The sequence below is a fragment of the Pseudomonas sp. MHK4 genome, assembly GCF_054600775.1.
Genome location: NZ_BAAIAK010000005.1, coordinates 121,896 through 139,653, shown reverse-complemented (window position 1 = coordinate 139,653; position 17,758 = coordinate 121,896). Strand labels below are relative to the sequence as shown.

Annotated in this window: 10 protein-coding genes; 6 read left to right on the top strand and 4 right to left on the bottom strand. The window is 55.9% G+C overall.

Annotation, left to right across the window (positions count from 1 at the left end; genetic code table 11):
* Nucleotides 1–21 precede the first annotated feature (21 nt).
* The 4 genes from ACYP2Q_RS14935 to ACYP2Q_RS14920 all read left to right on the top strand — a co-directional run bounded on the left by ACYP2Q_RS14935 (nucleotide 22) and on the right by ACYP2Q_RS14920 (nucleotide 9,103).
* Nucleotides 22–1,602: an arylsulfatase gene (locus ACYP2Q_RS14935; RefSeq protein ID WP_105755010.1), complete on the top strand. Its 1,581-nt coding sequence runs from the start codon at nucleotides 22–24 to the stop codon at nucleotides 1,600–1,602.
* 149 nt (nucleotides 1,603–1,751) lie between these two features.
* Nucleotides 1,752–4,265, top strand: a complete 2,514-nt coding sequence (locus ACYP2Q_RS14930; protein WP_459731145.1) for a fused MFS/spermidine synthase — start codon at nucleotides 1,752–1,754, stop codon at nucleotides 4,263–4,265.
* A 224-nt stretch (nucleotides 4,266–4,489) separates the two neighbouring features.
* Nucleotides 4,490–6,859 carry a tetratricopeptide repeat protein gene (locus ACYP2Q_RS14925; RefSeq protein ID WP_459731144.1) on the top strand — a complete coding sequence of 790 codons (2,370 nt, stop codon included), beginning with the start codon at nucleotides 4,490–4,492 and terminating at the stop codon, nucleotides 6,857–6,859.
* Nucleotides 6,860–7,597: 738 nt separating this feature from the next.
* Entirely contained in the window at nucleotides 7,598–9,103 is a 1,506-nt protein-coding gene (locus ACYP2Q_RS14920) for a TolC family protein (RefSeq protein WP_371321430.1), read from the top strand.
* A gap of 333 nt (nucleotides 9,104–9,436) precedes the next feature.
* Here ACYP2Q_RS14920 and aspT read toward each other — a convergent pair whose 3' ends face one another.
* The 4 genes from aspT to ACYP2Q_RS14900 all read right to left on the bottom strand — a co-directional run bounded on the left by aspT (nucleotide 9,437) and on the right by ACYP2Q_RS14900 (nucleotide 15,397).
* Nucleotides 9,437–11,128 carry an aspartate-alanine antiporter gene (aspT, locus tag ACYP2Q_RS14915; protein WP_459731143.1) on the bottom strand — a complete coding sequence of 564 codons (1,692 nt, stop codon included), beginning with the start codon at nucleotides 11,126–11,128 and terminating at the stop codon, nucleotides 9,437–9,439.
* Nucleotides 11,129–11,152: 24 nt separating this feature from the next.
* A complete protein-coding gene (locus ACYP2Q_RS14910) occupies nucleotides 11,153–12,763 on the bottom strand; it encodes a mechanosensitive ion channel family protein (protein ID WP_459731142.1) in 1,611 nt (536 codons plus the stop codon).
* Between the two features lie 692 nt (nucleotides 12,764–13,455).
* The gene (locus ACYP2Q_RS14905) at nucleotides 13,456–14,277 is read right to left on the bottom strand and encodes a transporter (RefSeq protein ID WP_459731140.1); all 822 of its coding nucleotides are present in this window, start codon (nucleotides 14,275–14,277) and stop codon (nucleotides 13,456–13,458) included.
* A 205-nt stretch (nucleotides 14,278–14,482) separates the two neighbouring features.
* Nucleotides 14,483–15,397 (bottom strand): LysR substrate-binding domain-containing protein, encoded by a 915-nt coding sequence (locus ACYP2Q_RS14900; protein WP_459731430.1) that lies wholly within the window; start codon nucleotides 15,395–15,397, stop codon nucleotides 14,483–14,485.
* 199 nt (nucleotides 15,398–15,596) lie between these two features.
* Here ACYP2Q_RS14900 and ACYP2Q_RS14895 point away from each other — a divergent pair, with 199 nt between their 5' ends.
* Both ACYP2Q_RS14895 and ACYP2Q_RS14890 read left to right on the top strand, forming a co-directional pair.
* Nucleotides 15,597–16,346: an SDR family NAD(P)-dependent oxidoreductase gene (locus ACYP2Q_RS14895; protein ID WP_459731429.1), complete on the top strand. Its 750-nt coding sequence runs from the start codon at nucleotides 15,597–15,599 to the stop codon at nucleotides 16,344–16,346.
* A gap of 100 nt (nucleotides 16,347–16,446) precedes the next feature.
* Nucleotides 16,447–17,745: an MFS transporter gene (locus ACYP2Q_RS14890; protein WP_459731428.1), complete on the top strand. Its 1,299-nt coding sequence runs from the start codon at nucleotides 16,447–16,449 to the stop codon at nucleotides 17,743–17,745.
* Nucleotides 17,746–17,758: the final 13 nt, after the last annotated feature.

The window sequence follows — 17,758 nt, the reverse complement described above, 5'->3', positions numbered from 1 at the left end:
AGCTAGCGAAAGGAGCACTCAATGAATCGCATACGCAAATGGCTACCGAAGCTCGCCCTGGTGGCAGCCTCGGTCATGGCAATTTCGGCAACAGCCGGGGCGGCCGAAAAACCCAACATACTCGTGATCTTCGGTGATGACATTGGCCAAACCAATATCAGCGCTTATTCGATGGGCGTGGTCGGTTACAAGACTCCGAACATCGATCGCATCGCCAAGGAAGGCATGATGTTCACCGACTACTATGCGGAGAACAGTTGCACCGCTGGACGGTCTTCGTTCATCACCGGCCAGACGCCGCTGCGCACCGGACTTTCAAAAGTCGGTATCCCAGGCGCTCCGGTGGGCCTGCAAAAGCGTGATATCACCATCGCCCAGGCGCTGAAGTCCCAAGGTTATGCCACCGGGCAGTTTGGTAAGAACCACTTGGGCGACAAGGACGAATACCTGCCGACAAATCATGGCTTCGACGAATTCTTTGGCAACCTGTATCACCTCAACGCAGAAGAAGAACCCGAGCGTCCGTATTGGCCAAAAGATGACCCGGAATTCGTCAAGGCGACGTCCCCTCGCGGTGTGATCCACAGTTTTGCCGATGGCAAAATTGAGGACACCGGTGCGTTGAATAAGAAACGCATGGAAACCATCGACGACGAAACCACCGCCGCTGCGCAAGCCTTCATCGAGAAACAGGCGAAAGCGGACAAACCGTTTTTTGTATGGATGAACACCACGCGAATGCATGCGTTCACCCACGTGCGTGATTCGATGAAGGGCCAGAGCGGCATGCCCGGCAATGATTACGCCGACGGCATGATCGAGCACGACGGTGATGTCGGTAAACTGCTGAAAACCCTCGATGACCTGAAAATCACCGACAACACTATCGTGGTTTACACCACCGACAATGGCCCTAACCAGTGGTCGTGGCCGGACGCGGCGACCACGCCGTTCCGTAACGAGAAAAACTCCAACTGGGAAGGCGCCTACCGTGTGCCAGCAATGATCCGCTGGCCGGGCAAGATCAAACCGGGTGAAGTCTCCAACGAGCTGTTCTCCGGTCTGGACTGGTTCCCGACACTGCTCGCCGCCGCAGGTGACACCGACGTCACCAACAAGCTGCTCAAAGGCTGGGCGCCGACATCCGGCGGCACCAGCTTCAAAGTACACCTGGATGGCTTCAACCAACTGCCGTACCTGACCGGCCAAAGTCCAAAAGGTGAGCGTAAGGAGTTCTACTACTTCAACGACGATGGCGTGCTGGTGTCGATGCGTTTCGGCAACTGGAAAGCCGTGTTCTGTGAACAACGAGCACCGGGTGGTTTCAAGGTCTGGAGCGAACCGTTCGTATGCTTGCGGGTACCGAAAGTCTTCAACCTGCGCATGGATCCGTATGAGCGTGCTGATATCGTTTCCGACCAGTACTACGACTGGGCGACCAAAAACGTTTATCTGACTGAAATGGCAGTCGGTAAGGCCGCAGCGTTCCTGCAGACTTTCATCGATTATCCGCCAAGCCAAAAACCGGCCAGCTTCAGCGTGGATCAGATCCGTGCTGCGGTAGACGCCAAAATCGCTGAAAAAATGAAAGCTACGCAGTAAGACTGCTTAACCACCGCTCGCCCTCGTTGGCGAGCGGTTTTTTATATTCTCGTTTTCTAATAAATACCTCTAAAAATATTAAACTTGATCGGAGCGCTCGAAAGCTCGTGCGCAAGACTATTTCTGCTAATTTGATAGGCAATAAATCTATGCCTTCACGTGTCGCCAGCAAGTCGTCGGCCATGCCTGTCCCTCAAATTGCTTCTCACACACTCCTGGCTCCCGCTCTATTACTGTTTTTCTCCGGCGCTGCGGCGCTGGTGTATCAGGTGTTATGGATAAAGCAGCTATCGCTGGTGGTGGGTGTCGAGGTCTACGCCATTACTACTGGGATCAGTGCGTTTTTTGCTGGTTTGGCCTTAGGCAGCTTGTTGTTCGGCCAATGGGCAGACCGCATGCGGCAACCGGTTCTATTGTATGCGGGGCTGGAAATACTGGTGGCCATAATCGGGGTCGGCGCAACCTTCGCCATGAGCCTGGCGGCCAGCCCGTTTGCCTGGCTGGAAGAACATGTTGGCCTGCTGGCCTGGGTGCTGCCTTTTGCTTTGGTGGGCACGCCCGCACTGTTGATGGGCGGTACGTTACCGGTGCTGGTTCGCTCTCTGGCCAGCAACCCGCAACAATTAGGCAAGGCCGGCGGCCAACTGTATGCGGCCAACACTGCTGGTGCCATCGCCGGCACCTTGATTGCCGCGTTCGTGCTGATCGCCACTTTCGGCGTTCGCGGCAGCGCGCTAGCCGCCGCGATGCTGAATCTGTTAGCCGCTTCCGGTGCCCTGTGGTTCCAGCGTCAACGCCCGGCGCCGATCTACGCCGTGGAAATACGTCACGCTGAAAAAGCCCCCGATCGCCTCGCACTCTGGCTCTACTGCATCGCAGGCGGAGTAGCATTGGGCTACGAAGTGGTGTGGTCGCAATCCATCGTGCAGTTCATGAGTACCCGTACCTATGCGTTTGCCGTAGTGCTGGCGACGTATCTCACCGGTCTGTTTCTCGGCAGCTTGCTGCTGGCCCGTCGGGTCGATCGCTTGCGAGATCCCTGGGGCGTGTTCGCCCTGCTGATTGCCGGGGCCGGACTAATTGCCCTGCTGGAAATCGCCCTCCTCGGGCGCTGGTTGGTGTTTGCCCAAAGCCTGGCGGAATCCTGGATGCTGGGCCTGGGTGGCAGTGAGCTGTTGGGCATGAGCACGCGGTTTGCCGTGGCGGCCCTGAGCATCGTGTTTGTGCCAACCTTGTTGTTGGGCGCGGCATTCCCCCTGGCATTGCGATTGAGCGTCGGGCCTGAACATGTCGGACGCAACGTCGGTGAGGTGGTGGCGTACAACACGTTGGGCGGAATCGTCGGCGTGATGCTCTGCGGCTTTGTGTTGATTCCACTGTTAGGTTTGGTGCGAACCCTGGGCTTGCTGGCAATCATCGCTGCCGCTGTCGCTTACATCGCAGCGCACAAGAGTCATGGCGTGAAGAAAGGCCGGCGTCAGGCGGTGATTGCCATCGGCGTGTTGTCGGTGGCCTTTGCCGCCTTCACACCGGTGAGCAAAATGGCGAGCCTGTTGCCCGGTGCGCGCAACGGTATCTTGACCTTCTACGAGGAAGGACGTGGCGGTACCGTTGCCGTCGTCGCTCAGGGCAAGGAGCAGAAACAGTTCCAACGTCTTTACATTCAAGGGGTGTCCAACACTGGCGATGCCATGCCGTCACTGCGCTACATGCGAATTCAGGCATTGCTGCCGCTGTTGATACATAACGGCGAACCGCGCTCGGCGATGGTAATCGGCTTCGGCACCGGCATCACCGCCGGTGCACTGACCCGTTATCCGGGCCTGGAGCATCGGGTGGTGGCTGAACTGTTGCCGTCGGTAGTCAACGCCGCGCCGCTGTTCAAAGGCAACTTCAATGTCGCGGCCGATCCGGATGTTGATGTGCGCTTGCGCGACGGTCGCCAGGAACTTCTACGCAATCCGCAAACCTATGACCTGATCACCCTCGAACCGCCGCCACCCTCCGCAGCCGGCGTGGTCAACTTGTATTCCCGGGACTTTTACCGACTCGCCGCCAGTCGTTTGAACAAGCAAGGATTGGTGGCGCAGTGGCTGCCGCTGCCAACGCAAAACATCGACGATTCTCGCTCTCTGGTGCGCAGCTTCCTCGATGTGTTTCCTCACGCTACCCTTTGGACAAGCGAGTTCCACGAGATGTTGCTGATTGGTTCAATGAATCCGATTGCACTGGACGTCACGAAGATTAATGAACGCTTCCAACAGGAGGGTGTGCGCAGCGCCTTGCAGGAAGTCGGCATAAGTTCAGCAGCAGCGCTGCTCGCCACCTGGGTAACTGACCGCGCAGGCCTTGAGCGCTTCGCTGCCGATGCCAAACCAGTTACTGACGATCAGCCACGCATCGAATACGCACCCTGGGTGCGCTCGAAGGAAATCAGTCGGGTGCTGCCGGCCCTGCTCGACCTGCATCAACCGGCGCCACTGGTCAACGCCGATGGTCAATTCACCGAACGCATGGACGTCCACCGGCAACGCCTGATGCAGTTCTATCAGGCGAGCCTGCATGCCTATGACGGCGACCGAGAGGCTTGGGCTCGGGATATGCGCGAAGTGATGCGGGCTGATGCAGGGAATCCGTATTACCGCTGGTTCATCGGACAATAGCTTTGCCCACTGTGCACTAACGTTTTTCAGTGAGCAAAATTTCACTAATACTGGTAACCAAACTTTCTGCTATTTAGTGTAAATAACTGACACAGCGCATTTCACAGCCGCAATAGGCGAGTGACCGCTCAGAGGGGTCAATTCTCACGGTTGCTTTCCAATAAAGCTGCATCGAGTTTCAGCCAGCGCCTGACGGCGAAAGCATCCGGACTATGGAAGTCGCAATGCCCAAGCATAAAAATAAATCGGTACATCCTGACCCGGATTTGTCTCAATCTTCACTTTCACGTTATCTGTTCCCCGTCTCCATCAGCGTGCTGCTGGCGGCTGTGGCGGGGATAGGCTGGTTTCTGTTCAGCCCTGCGCCCGTTACCGCGCCGATCACGGTGCCACCGATCAGTGCACCGGCGCCCGCGCCTGCCGCACCCAAGCCGCCACTGGTCGCGCTGAAACCGGCGACCATGGTCGACGAGCAGCAATGCCAAGGCTGCCACGGCGAGCAGGTCAAGGACTGGCAAGGCTCCCATCACCAGTTGGCGATGCAACCAGCCAACGCCGAGACCATGCTCGGCGACTTCAACAATGTCACCTTCAAGGCCGAAAAAGAGACCACGGTGTTCGCGCGCAAGGGCGACGAATTCTGGGTCAACACGCCGGGTATCGACGGCAAGAACGCCGATTTCAAAGTCGCCTACACCTTCGGCATTGCACCGTTGCAACAGTATTTGATCGAGGTCGGCGAGGGTCGGCTGCAAGCCCTCGGCGTGGCCTGGGATACCGAGAAACACCGCTGGTTCCATTTGTATCCGGGCCAGGGTGTGACTTTCAAGAACCCGCTGCACTGGAGCAAGCCGAGCCAGAACGCCAACTTCATGTGCGTCGAGTGTCACACCACCGGGTTCAAGCGTAATTTCGATGCGGCGAAAAACACCTTCGACAGTCACTGGAACAGCCTCGGCGTCGGCTGCCAGGCTTGCCATGGCCCGGCCTCCAATCACCTGGAATGGACGCAGAAAAAAGGCGACCTGATTCATCAGGGTTTCGACGTCGACCTCAACGACAAAAACGCCACGGTCGAGATCGAAACCTGCGCCCGTTGCCATGCGCGTCGTGCACCGTTGGGCGATGGCTACACGGCCGGCAAACGCTTGATGGACGACTACCTGCCTAGCACCCTAACCCGCGAACTGTATGCGCTGGACGGCAAGATCAAGGATGAAGTGTTCGAGCATGGCTCGTTCCTGCAAAGCAAAATGTTCGACAAAGGTGTGCGTTGCAGCAACTGCCACAACCCGCACAGCACGCAGCTGAAGGTGCCGGGCAATGGCGTGTGCCTGCAATGCCACAACACGGCGGGCAAGACTTCGGTTGAAGGGGTCGATGGCCGAGGCCTGCAAGCAAAAAACTACGACTCCATCGAACACACGCGTCACACCATGGGCCAACCGGGTTCGCAGTGCACGGATTGCCACATGCCCGGCAAGTTCTACATGGGCAACGACTTCCGCCACGACCACAGCTTCAGCATTCCCAACCCGGAACGTGCGCAGAAACTCGGCACCCCGGACGCCTGCCTGACCTGCCATCAGGGCAAGTCTGGCGACAAAATCACCGCGCAGTTCAAGCTGTGGGGCGCCTCCACCGCCCCGCAGGCACCGCGTTACGACGAGAGTCTGTGGCTGATCCGCAATGGCCAGCCCGGGGCTGCCGACGCGTTGTTTACGCAATTGCAGCGCAGCAACCTGCCGGCAATTCAACGCGCGACCTTGCTGGCAGAACTGCCGCTGTACCCAAGCGCGCTGGCATTGAAACTGGCCACGCAAGATCTGAAAAATCCTGAGCCACAGGTGCGTGAAAGTGCAGCGAGGGCAATCAGTGCATTTCTGCCGCCACCCGAACGTGCGCCGTTGCTGTCACCACTGCTGGAAGATCCGGTGAAAGCGGTGCGCATTGTTGTTGCGCGGGACTTGCTCAGCGTCGCCCGCAGTAATGGTCTCGGTGCAGCGCAAGCCAACTGGGAAGCGGCGATTGGCGAATACGAGGCGGTGCAGAAGAGTCTGCTCGAACGCGCCGAAGCAAACCTCAATCTGGCCATGCTTTATCAGGCCAGTGGGCGCAGTTCGGAAGTCGAGGCATTGCTGCGAGATGCGCTCAAGCGCGATCCGGACTTCTACCCGGCGCTGGTGACGCTAGTGCAATGGCTGGAGGCCAACGGTCGCGGTCAGGAAGCGCAAACACTGCTTGCTGACAGCCTCAAAGAACACCCGGAGGCTGCGCTGTTGCAACATACCCAGGGCCTGTCACTGATCCGCACCGGTAAAACCGACGAAGCGATGGCGGCGCTGCACAAGGCTGCACAACTGGAACCGCAGAACGCGCAGTACGGTTATGTGCTGGCGGTGGCGTTACACGACAGTGGCAAGGTTGATGAGGCGTGCTCGATACTGGAAGGCCTGCTCAAGGTGCAACCGGCCAACCGCAATGCACGGCTGTCGCTGATCCAGTACTACCTCGACAGCGGCCAAGAGCCGAAGGCGCAGGTGCTATTGCAGGGGTGGAAGAGAATGAATATGGGCGATCCGGCACTAAAATGATGTGATGATCTAATCAGTGTTCAGCATTCCAACGCTAAACATCTAGCTGTCTAGATCGCCGGAGATGTCAACAAACACGAAGTGGGCGTTCCTGAGTTTAACCATCACTGCCATCAGGAAATATCAACTTAGCCTACTTTTTTATTGATAGGTTTAAGCGACTCAATCGGAGTAATAGGTACGTATCGTACCATCGCAGAATCGTCACCACCGCTCCTCGGCATAGATTGGCGGTATCATAATTTGCGAGACTGGACAGGGGGCGACGGTCTCGTAGACAAGCGCGGCAGCGACGACCAGAGCATTCAGCTCATCATACCCATAGGGATAAATCCAATAGTTAACAGGCGCTCTTGAACCTGCCAAAGGCGAGCTTCACCCAACACGCCTTGGTTATTCGATGACTTCTATTGTACCGCGAACCATACTGAGGTCAGCACGGCGCACTGACATATGGAAAAGCACAAAAAAAGCTCTACGCTCATTAAGTCAGATAACCGGTGTCGCATACCCTTGTATGGTTCAAGGCGCCATACAAGGATTGAACATGCAATTTCGGCGATCTGGGTTTATCAATATCCATTTTGGTCTCAATGCACCTATGCCCATAGCTCTCAAGCTCCCCATTCTTAACTCCTAGGAGTTTGTGCTTTCACCGAACAGTCGCTATCAGGGCCCTCCTACACGGACAAGCAAAAGGGATTGAGTATGCCTAGTACTGCTATCCGGATTCTATGTATGGCCTTTACAGGGGCACTGGTACTTAGCGCCTGCTCTGCATTGGAGCTTAAACCCTCCACCGACGAAGAAAACCGTCAACGCATCATCTCTGACCAGTCCCGCATGTACTCCGACCAGGAACCGGTCACCGCACCCATTACCTTTTATGAAGCGGCCGCACGGGCCTTGAAATACAATCTCGACTACCGCCTCAAACTCATGGAAAGCGCGCTGGCCTCAGACCTGCGCGATGTCTCCAGCCATGAAATGCTGCCACGGTTGGTGGCCTCAGCCGGATATGCCGGACGCAACAATGACTCAGGAGGTACCTCGATCGGTATCGAAGACCGCCAGGTCAGCTTGCGGCCTTCGACCTCCGAAGAGCGTTACCGCGAAATCTATGGTCTAGGACTGAGCTGGAGCTTGCTGGATTTCGGCGTAGCGTATTACCGTACCCAGCAGAAGGCTGACCAGATCCTGATGGCCGAAGAGCGCCGGCGCAAAGTCGCGCAGAACGTCCTGCAAGACGTGCGCAATGCCTACTGGCGCGCTCTCGGTGCGCAACGCCTAATGCCGGAAGTTGACAAGCTGCTGATGCGCACCCACACCGCACTGACCTCGGCCCGAGAAGCCGAACAGCGCGGCCTATTGCCACGCCAGGAAATCCTCGCCTACCAGCGGGCTCTGCTCGATTCGATCTACCTGCTGACCGTACGGCGCCAAGATCTGGAGTTTGCCCAGGCTGAGCTTGCTGCGCTGATGTCGCTGCCACCGGGGACGAATATGGTCTTGGCCGACGTACCCGATCCGCCGCTGCCCGAGGTGCACCAGAGCATGGCGCAGCTTGAGCAGCTGTCAATGGAGCACCGTCCGGAAATCATGGAAGAGTGGTACCGCAAGCGGGTCAACCAGAAAGACCTGGACATCGCCAAGGCGCAATTGTGGCCTAATGTCAGCGTCGACTTCGGCTATCACTACGACTCCAACAAATACCTCTACAACAACGACTGGAACGCCACCGGCCTGCAAGTCTCGATGAACCTACTGCGCCTGTTGCAATTGCCATCGCTCAATGCCGCGCAAAAGTCCCAGAACGAAACCGACGATACACGTCGGGTGGCTCTGTCCATGGCAATCCTGACCCAGGTACGGGTCGGTACCCTGCGCTATCAACTGGCGCGCCAGGAAGTGGAATTCACCGAGGACAGTTTGCGGGTCGACCGCAGCCTGCTCGACTACGCCCAGGCGGCGAAAACCGGGAAGTTGGGCTCAGAACTGGAAGTGATTCGTTCCGAAGGGCGCTATCTGCTCTCGCGCTATCAGCGCGAAGCCGCATTCTCCAGTGCTCAGGCGGCTTGGGGCCGCTTGTACAACTCAGTGGGCCTAGATGTCCTGCCGACCGAAATATCTAAACACGACATCAAGACCTTGGCCCGGGAAATCCAACGCACTTTGAACGAACAGGAGCAGCAACGCCTACTCATCACTCAGCAAGGAGCGCCGAATGCACAAAACCGCCCTTGAGCCCAGTTTCGGCTTCCTGTTGTTGGCCTGTCTGATCTTGAGCACCAACGTCAACACCGACGCCCGGCCTGCCCCTAAAAATCAGCTTACATGAAACTGGCAAGCCCACGCTGCCTATGTCAGCGCCATCAAAGCGCGGTTCGAAGCCGTAGTTCAGACCGTCCAAATCGAAGCCCAGCTCGATCAGAAACACCCTAATTTATTGCTGGGAGGAGTGACGCCCCTTCTGTCAATTAAAGTGCTGAGCAAAAGCGCACGCAGCCGCAAGACGGCTAATGGCGTAGCTCATTTGTTGGCTATCTTACTTAGGGAAAGTGATTGCTGAAAAACACTCTAACCTGCGATGACAAAAATGATGATGGGCCCACACACGGCCAGCAATACGTTGGAAATGCCATAACACACGGTAAAGCCAATGACCGGAGTGTTACTGCCGGACTGTTCGATAATCTTGTTCATTGATGCGGCTTCCGTCTGTGCACCAGCTAGTGCGCCGAACAGGATCATCGGATGCAGACGAAGTATATATCGACCGAAATACAGCGCCACCAACGGAGGTACTATCGTCACTACCGCGCCGGATAACAGCAGCGCCAGACCTTGCTCTTTCATTGCGGCAAAAGCCGCCGGGCCCGCGAGCAAACCAACAACTGCACCAAACGCAGTCAGGCCAAATTCGGAAAACGCCCATTGCGCGGCCTTGGGTAGTGCTCCGACTTCTGGGTGACGGGAGTTGTACCAGCCTATCACCAGCGCCGCGACCAACACTCCGCCACCGATGCCGAGTTCCACTGGAATCATCCCGACATGAGTGGACAGCAAACCTAGCAGCGACCCCAGCACCATGCCCAAGGCATGTACGGCGATGTCACTTTTGTAGTTGCTCTCGCGAATCCGCCCAAGCCTCCTAGCCAACGCCTCGACGCCGGCCGTGCGTCCAGTGAGAGTAAGTACATCACCCCGGCGAAGCACAGTGTTAGGCAGTAACGGCAGTTCGTATCCCTGACGGGTAATGGTGTTAATGAAGCAACCTAGGCGCTGGGTATTTTCCAGAAGAGATTTGGCTTGATGGATGGTCTTTCCGGCGAACTCTGGCGAAGTCAGGATTAAGTCTACCTTGCGGGTCGGAAACGATAACGATACTGGATGGTCGATTTCCGGCCCGATCCATTGGGTTAGTGTTCCAACGGCTTCGCGTAAGGCGTACACACCGACAATATCGCCTGTCATTAGGGTGAAATCTTCATCGCGCTCGATGATCTGCCCGGCACGCACTACCCGCTCGAACGTCAGAGAGTCATGCAACTTTTCGATATCGACGATGCGTTGTCCAGCCGCCTCGCCATTGCTGGCAACTTGATGTGCACGCACAACAATGCGCGTGTACGGTACGGTAATTGCGTCTTCGTCTTTGGCGATTCCTAATTCCAACTCCAGTTCCCTTGCCGAAGCCCTAAGATCCACACCGAGCAATTTCGGGGCGATACTGCCTACAAAGACAACCAGACCGATCGTGCCAAACAGGTAGGTGATTGCATAGGCAATCGCCATATGACTGTTGAGCTGCGCCTTCGTGGCAGCGTCGATCGCCAGTTGATTGATCGAACTTGTTGCGGTACCCATGATCGCCGTGTCGGTGAGCGCACCAGCACCGAGGCCTGCGGTGAAACCGGCGTCAAAATGAAACACCGCGTTCATCAACAGAATGGTCGCCAGCGCCGTGGCGCACAGCACCACGGATAGCAGCACCAGTTTTAGCGTACCGCGATTGAGGCTTCCGAAAAACTCTGGCCCGCTCTTGAAGCCGACCGCGTAGATGAACATCACGAAAAACACCGACTTCAACCCGGTCGGCACTTCCAGGCCGATCTGGCCGATCAGCAGTCCCATCAGCAGCGCCCCGGCTACCGAGCCCAAGTGAAAACTGCCGATGTGGATGCGACCGATGAAAACGCCCAGGGCAATAGCGAGGAACACCGCAATCTCCGGGTTGGATCGAAAAGCATGGAGCACGAATTCAAGCATATTGCCCACTCCCTTTGAGACGACTCAGTAATCCTTCTGTTCTTGCGCAGGTGCCGTGTACCATTTGTCCTTGGGCACCCACTTCTCTTGCTGCGGATCGCCCAGATAGTGGGGCGACATGATCTGTACGCCGTACTCGTTGAACACATCCTGTATGTTGGCGTGCAGTATGCTGAGCAACACTGCTCGCGGTCGCGGCAGATTCGGAATGGCCTGGGCCACCAAGCGATACTCCGGGTAGAAATCTGACAGCGCGGTCTGAAACACTTGGGGTGATGGGTCTTCAAGAACGCCTACGGTGCGTCGGGCAGCTTCCAACAGCATACTTTCCACTTGCCTCCACGGGGTGTCGTAGCCAATCGTCACCACGGTGTCGACCACATACCCCATACCCTTGACCGCCCGCGAGTAGTTCTTCGTTACAGCACCTGTGATCAATGAGTTTGGCAGAGTTAACACCTCACCCAGACCAGTGCGGATACGCGTGGTGAACATACCCAGCTCAGTGACGGTTCCTTCGTATTCGCCAATACGCACGTACTCGCCTAGCCGCAGTGTTCGAGTGTAGGTCAGGATCAACCCGGCGGCGGCCTGCCCTACCACGCTGGTGGCCCCCAGGGAAATCATCAGGCCGACCAGCACCGATACTCCTTTGAATGCATCGGTGCCAGCACCCGGCAAATACGGATAGGCCATCGCCAAAGCAAACAGCCAGATGGCCAGGGAAGTGAGCTTTTGAGTCGGTTGCAGGGTCTCGTGGTTCAACCAGCTGAAGTTTCCAGGGCTAGAAATGCGACGCAGAATCCTGCTCGTAAATGCAGTAGCGCCGCGCGCGATGAAAAAAATTGCTAGGGCTATGACCAATCTTGGTATGGCACCGACAATCCCCTGCAAAAAATAATCGCCGACTTCCAATAGATAGCTATCAAGTCTTTCACCCCACGGTCGTGTGTAGGGAAAACGCAATAGGACAAAACCACACCACTCGTATGTCAGGAGCGACACAGCAATCCACCGCAGGAGCTCGAACAGACGGCCGACCAACGGATACATATAATTGGCGTCGAGCAACGGAATCCGCCCAATCTTTAACGCTCTGGTATGTTGATGCATCAACTCGGGGAGTTTTCTCAGCAAGCGCCGTCGCAGATTACTCACGCCCAAGAGTAGGGCGACATAAATGCCAGTTGCCAACAATGCGGCTCCCACTGACCAGAGGATCAGATGCAGGTTGCGCGCTTCTTGAGTTTCAGAGACCGCTTGGCGCAGCTTTTCCGCCGCCACTTCAGCTGCCTGCTGTACTGAGTCGAATTCGGACTCATTGAAGTCCTCAGGAGAAACAATGAAGGCCCTACGACTGCCCAACAACACCATATAGCTTTTCATGATCGGCTCGATGGTGACGTTTAGCCCGTCATCGGCTTCCAGGGCCTCACCAATGACCTCTTTCGCCCGCTTTGCTCGTAACTCGGGCACTTCACCGAGTATCGTCGCGTGAAAGACCATAACGCTACGATTCGCGACTTTAAGCTCGGCGAGGTTTTCTACCGGTTTTACTGTGGTGTCAGCCCAAAGGCTGACTGACCAAAGCATGCAAAAAACAACCATCCATATGACTGGCAATCTGATTCGCATGCGTGATGTCCTTATGATACGAAGATATCAAATCGCAGCGTAGTTCAGCGAAGAGCGAATGTCAGATCTGTGTCCTAGAAGCTTACTAAATGGATCTTTTTGAAAAAAGTACCAATAACCTAGAGCAGCCAATAGGGGATAAGGCCGACGGGATAAAGAGTCGCTCACTTCTGTTCCTGAGCGCTTTGGCAGAGATCTCATATGCGCTCGCCTGTATACAGAATTTTCAAAAAAATTGACCATCTGAAATCTCGCCTAAAACTACGGTCTCACGGCAGTGTTCCACTCAACTTTCTCGAAATCCGGTAACTTGAAAAATTTGTCGTTCAGTCACTTTTTTGCTCCATAAAAAGCATGGCTCGTAGCGCAGTCGAAGCTGCCCCAGTCACAGTACCAGCCTTTAAATATTGATCGTGGTCAACTCACCGAAGAAAACGAATGGGTCACCCTAAGTCGGGGGTAGGCAGGTAGAAACAGGCCGTTGGAGTCTTTACCACTCAACGGCACCAAGCTGGTTGTTTTGCAGCGCCAGGTCTGGTGCATGAACATCCTCTCTCTGCTTGATGTGAATATCCCCAAGGCAGATTTTTTCGGTCAAACATTACGCAGATTGATACGATACAAAACACAATGATGGATACTTTGGCGTTACCTGAGGGATCCGTAGCAAGACTCCCTTTTTGGAAGTTGTGTCATCGAGGAAACAAAAAAGTTACTGCCGCGCGAAACCCCCAGCCTTGAGCTCCGTCGTCCGGGCTTTCGAGCCAGTAACGTGGCCCTACCTGCAAGGTCAACGGTTGGCCACCGATCTTCAATAATTGGGTGACCATCAGATTGATTGGTATCGACCACTCACGAGTTTGCCAGTTGTAGGTGGACTCGCTATTCACACCGAAGGTGGTGAGACTACTTGTGGTGTAGGAGAGGAAGGGTTGCAGAAAGGTCTGATTGACCTTTTCCTTATCATCGGGCGGGCTGCCATTGAGCCCCCAGATATGGTTGGCCAGGATACCCCGCGTCCAGCCGTTTGATTGTTTCAACGCTACTGCTGTCGGGCCGAGTCCCCATTGTTCACTACTAAGCAACTCGTCACTGCCCGTAGGTATCAATATCGCAGGGCCAGCGCCGAGTATCCAGCCACTGCCCGTAGGCGCTTTCGGGGAGAAGAAAAAACTCTGCGTGATATCACCGACACCCGATTTGTCAGCTGCGCCATTGGGCATTAGCCCGTGTTGGTCGATGACTGGCAGAATGGTGCGAGAAATGAGATTCCAGTCATCGTTCAAGGTAAAAGGCAGTACCGGCTGTATGTTAGTGACGCTGTGCATGCCATCGCCGGTCGGGCCCATCTTTTGATCCCAGTTGTACTGCACAGGAAGACTGTACATGGCAGCGACTGGGTTAAGGGCCTTTTTAGCCAGCTCTGCTGAGTCCTCAGCCTGTGTCGTGGGCACAAAGCACAAGGCTGCAGTCAATACAGAAGCGATACAAATCAATCGATCTTTCGAATCCATCTCTAATCACCTAGCCGACAAAAGTGCGCTGCAAGTAACTAGCGTAGATAACATTGATCAATGCGCAATTTCTTCGGAAGATCGGTGTGTCTGGGGCGTATGATTTGTCACAGGTGACGAAAAAAACTACCGTTAATGAGGCAACTGCCCGTAGATCCAAAACTACTCAAATTTGGATTTGCAGACTACCCAATCAGGCCCACATTCAGTACGTAAATTCATGGCCCAATTCTTTCTGCATCCATTCAAGGAACCGTCGCACCCTCGGAAAATTTGAGTGAGCCCGAGGAAATACCAAATGGTGCGCCATAATCGGCGCGCTCAACTCTGGCGCCACTTCGACAAGCACTCCCCGAACGAGATAATCCTGCGCCAGCAATGTACTTTCGAGAGCAAAACCGAGGCCATGACTGGCAGCTTCCAACGTCATATATGAACGATCGAAGCTCAGGGTGTAGGGCTTTTCCGGTCGTGCAACACCATGCTGCGCAAACAACTGCGGCCACTTGATTAATGTTGCCTCAGACAGAATCAGGTTGCTGTCGAGCAAATCAGTAATCGTCTGTATCGGGCGTTTCGCCAACAGCTTCGGCGACGCCATCACCGCGATTTTTTCATCTCTGACTGTCCGTACTTCGAAGCTTGGCCAATTGGGTGTGCCATGGCGAATATCTACATCGATCTTGTCCCGGCTGAAATGCAACGACTCGTAGGAGCACGACAAGTTGAGTTGGATATCGGGATGACTTTCACGGAACTGCTCAAGGCGCGGCATCAACCAGAGCAGGCCGAAGCTCGGCGATGAGTGCAGGCGTAGACAGTCGAGGCTGACATCGCTGGCAGCGCGTTCGGTAGCGACTGCGAGGCTGTGGAGGATGCCGGACACTTCTTTGAGATATTGCTCGCCGACCGGTGTCAGCGTCACGCCTCGCGCTGTGCGCAAGAACAATTGCCGACCAATCATCGCCTCCAGTTTGGCCAGTTGGTGGCTGACTGCCGAAGGCGTCAGGTCGAGCAGTTCTGCTGCGCGAGCCACGTTGCCGAAACGAGCTGTCTGCTCGAAGGCATGAATGGATTTTAGGGGTGGCAGGATCGAAGGTAGATCGCCTGGTGAACTCATGTTTTTCATTATTCCACAACAAATGGCGTAGGCCGGGCGTTGAACTATTCAATCACTCGTTCCAGTTATTGGCGAGTGCTGAATTTTTTTCAGCATCGACTGACATTCGCGTTATTGCTCAGACCATCCCTGGAGAACAAGCTGAATCCATCGGTTCTTTACGGATCGACCCAATAAAAACAATTTGAGGTACTTCTCCATACTTCTCCAAGGCAAAGTCGCAATCATCACCGGTGCCGCATCTGCCCGTGGCATTGGCCGCGCTACAGCGACCACTTTCGCGCTACAAGGCGCTCACGTCGTGACCCTTGACCTGGATGAATCCGCTGCCCGTGATGCCGCTGCTTCCTTGGGCGAAGGTCATCTTGGTCTGGCGGCCAACGTTGCTGACGAATCGCAGGTTCAGCAAGCCGTTGCCAAAACCATTGAGCACTTCGGCCGCATCGACGTCCTCGTCAACAATGCTGGTATCACTCACCCCCTCAAGACCCTGGACATCCGCCCTTCGGACTACGACAAGGTGCTGGACGTCAGTCTGCGCGGCACCCTGCTGATGTCGCAGGCCGTGATTCCGGTCATGCGCCAACAATCTTCCGGCAGCATTGTGTGCATGTCTTCCGTTTCTGCTCAGCGGGGCGGCGGCATCTTTGGAGGCCCTCATTACAGTGCTGCCAAAGCCGGAGTGCTGGGTCTGGGCAAAGCCATGGCACGTGAACTGGGGCCGGATAACATTCGCGTCAACTCCATTGCCCCTGGTTTGATTCACACCGACATCACCGGAGGCCTGATGCAGGACGATCGCCGCCACGCGATCATCGACAGCATTCCCCTGGGCCGACTCGGTGCAGCACAGGATGTCGCCAACGCCGCCCTGTTCCTGGCCAGCGACCTATCCTCTTACCTCACAGGCATCACTCTGGATGTGAACGGCGGCATGCTGATTCATTGAGTACACCTGGGCGGGCCTGCGCGGCCCGTGCGGTTCTGGATCGATGACGTAGCCGGGTCTCATGGCCTGGCAGTCAATAAAAACAAGAGATCAGACCATCATGACTACCCTGTCACTCGAAGCGGTTTCGACCATGCGTTCCAACGCCTACCGGAAAACGGCCTGGCGCTTGATGCCCTTCCTGATGCTGTGCTACCTGTGCGCTTACCTTGATCGCGTCAACGTCGGCTTTGCGAAGCTGCAAATGATGAACGATCTAGCGCTTAGCGAAACGGTCTACGGGCTTGGCGCCGGCATGTTCTTCATCGGCTATTTCATCTGTGAAGTGCCTAGCAACATCATCTTACACAAGGTCGGGGCGCGGGTCTGGATCGCGCGAATCATGATCACCTGGGGCATCGTTTCCGCTCTGTTCGCCTTCGTCGAAACCGCCTGGCAGTTCTACGCCCTTCGCTTTCTTTTAGGCATTGCCGAAGCCGGTCTCGCGCCTGGCCTGTTGCTCTACCTGACCTACTGGTTTCCATCCTATCGTCGCGCACGCATGACCGTGTTGTGGTTCATCGCCATTCCTCTGTCGGGGATGGTGGGTGGCCCCCTCTCCGGCTGGATCATGAATCACTTCGCCGGCATGCATGGCTGGACGGGCTGGCAATGGATGTTCGTTCTTGAGGCCGTTCCGACCGTTGTTGTTGGTCTTTTGGTACTGAGCTACCTCAAAGACGGGGTGCATCAGGCCACCTGGCTCAACGACGAAGAAAAAGCACTGATCGATCGGGAGTTGGCCGAAGACGATCAGCAGAAAGTCACCCATGCCTCAGTCGGTGAATTCATCCGCGACCGTCGCTTGTGGCTGCTGGCTGCCATCTACTTTTGTGTGGTGATGGGACAGTACGCAATCACCTTCTGGCTGCCCACTCTGGTACGCAATTCAGGCGTTTCCGATCCACTACACATCGGCTTTCTGACCAGCCTACCTTACCTCTGTGCCATTGCCGCCATGCTGTTAGTGGGACGCAGTGGTGACAAGCATCGCGAGCGCCGCTGGCACCTCATCGTGCCGATGATTGCCGGCGCTATCGGCCTGAGTCTGGCGGCGCTGATGGGCGGCAATCCAACCCTGTCCATCCTCAGTCTTTGCCTGACCGCTTCCGGCATTTTGTCTGCGACGTCGTTGTTCTGGATGCTACCCACCACGCTCCTCGGAGGCGTTTCCGCCGCCGCAGGTATCGCGGCGGTCAACAGCTTCGCTAACCTCGCCGGCTTCTGCTCGCCTTATCTGATTGGCTGGATCACCACAATGACCGGCTCCAGTGCCATCGGCATGTACCTGATCACCGGCGTCCTGTTCGCCGGGGCCACCCTGGTACTGCGCATTCCCGCCGCCCTGGTCAATCGTTGAGTTAACGGAGTTT

Bases quoted from the DNA above. Each gene is read 5' to 3' on its own strand.
- ACYP2Q_RS14935 (WP_105755010.1), top strand. From the start codon at position 22: ATGAATCGCATACGCAAATGGCTACCGAAGCTCGCCCTGGTGGCAGCC.
- ACYP2Q_RS14930 (WP_459731145.1), top strand. From the start codon at position 1,752: ATGCCTTCACGTGTCGCCAGCAAGTCGTCGGCCATGCCTGTCCCTCAA.
- ACYP2Q_RS14925 (WP_459731144.1), top strand. From the start codon at position 4,490: ATGCCCAAGCATAAAAATAAATCGGTACATCCTGACCCGGATTTGTCT.
- ACYP2Q_RS14920 (WP_371321430.1), top strand. From the start codon at position 7,598: ATGGCCTTTACAGGGGCACTGGTACTTAGCGCCTGCTCTGCATTGGAG.
- aspT (WP_459731143.1), bottom strand. From the start codon at position 11,128: ATGCTTGAATTCGTGCTCCATGCTTTTCGATCCAACCCGGAGATTGCG.
- ACYP2Q_RS14910 (WP_459731142.1), bottom strand. From the start codon at position 12,763: ATGCGAATCAGATTGCCAGTCATATGGATGGTTGTTTTTTGCATGCTT.
- ACYP2Q_RS14905 (WP_459731140.1), bottom strand. From the start codon at position 14,277: ATGGATTCGAAAGATCGATTGATTTGTATCGCTTCTGTATTGACTGCA.
- ACYP2Q_RS14900 (WP_459731430.1), bottom strand. From the start codon at position 15,397: ATGAGTTCACCAGGCGATCTACCTTCGATCCTGCCACCCCTAAAATCC.
- ACYP2Q_RS14890 (WP_459731428.1), top strand. From the start codon at position 16,447: ATGACTACCCTGTCACTCGAAGCGGTTTCGACCATGCGTTCCAACGCC.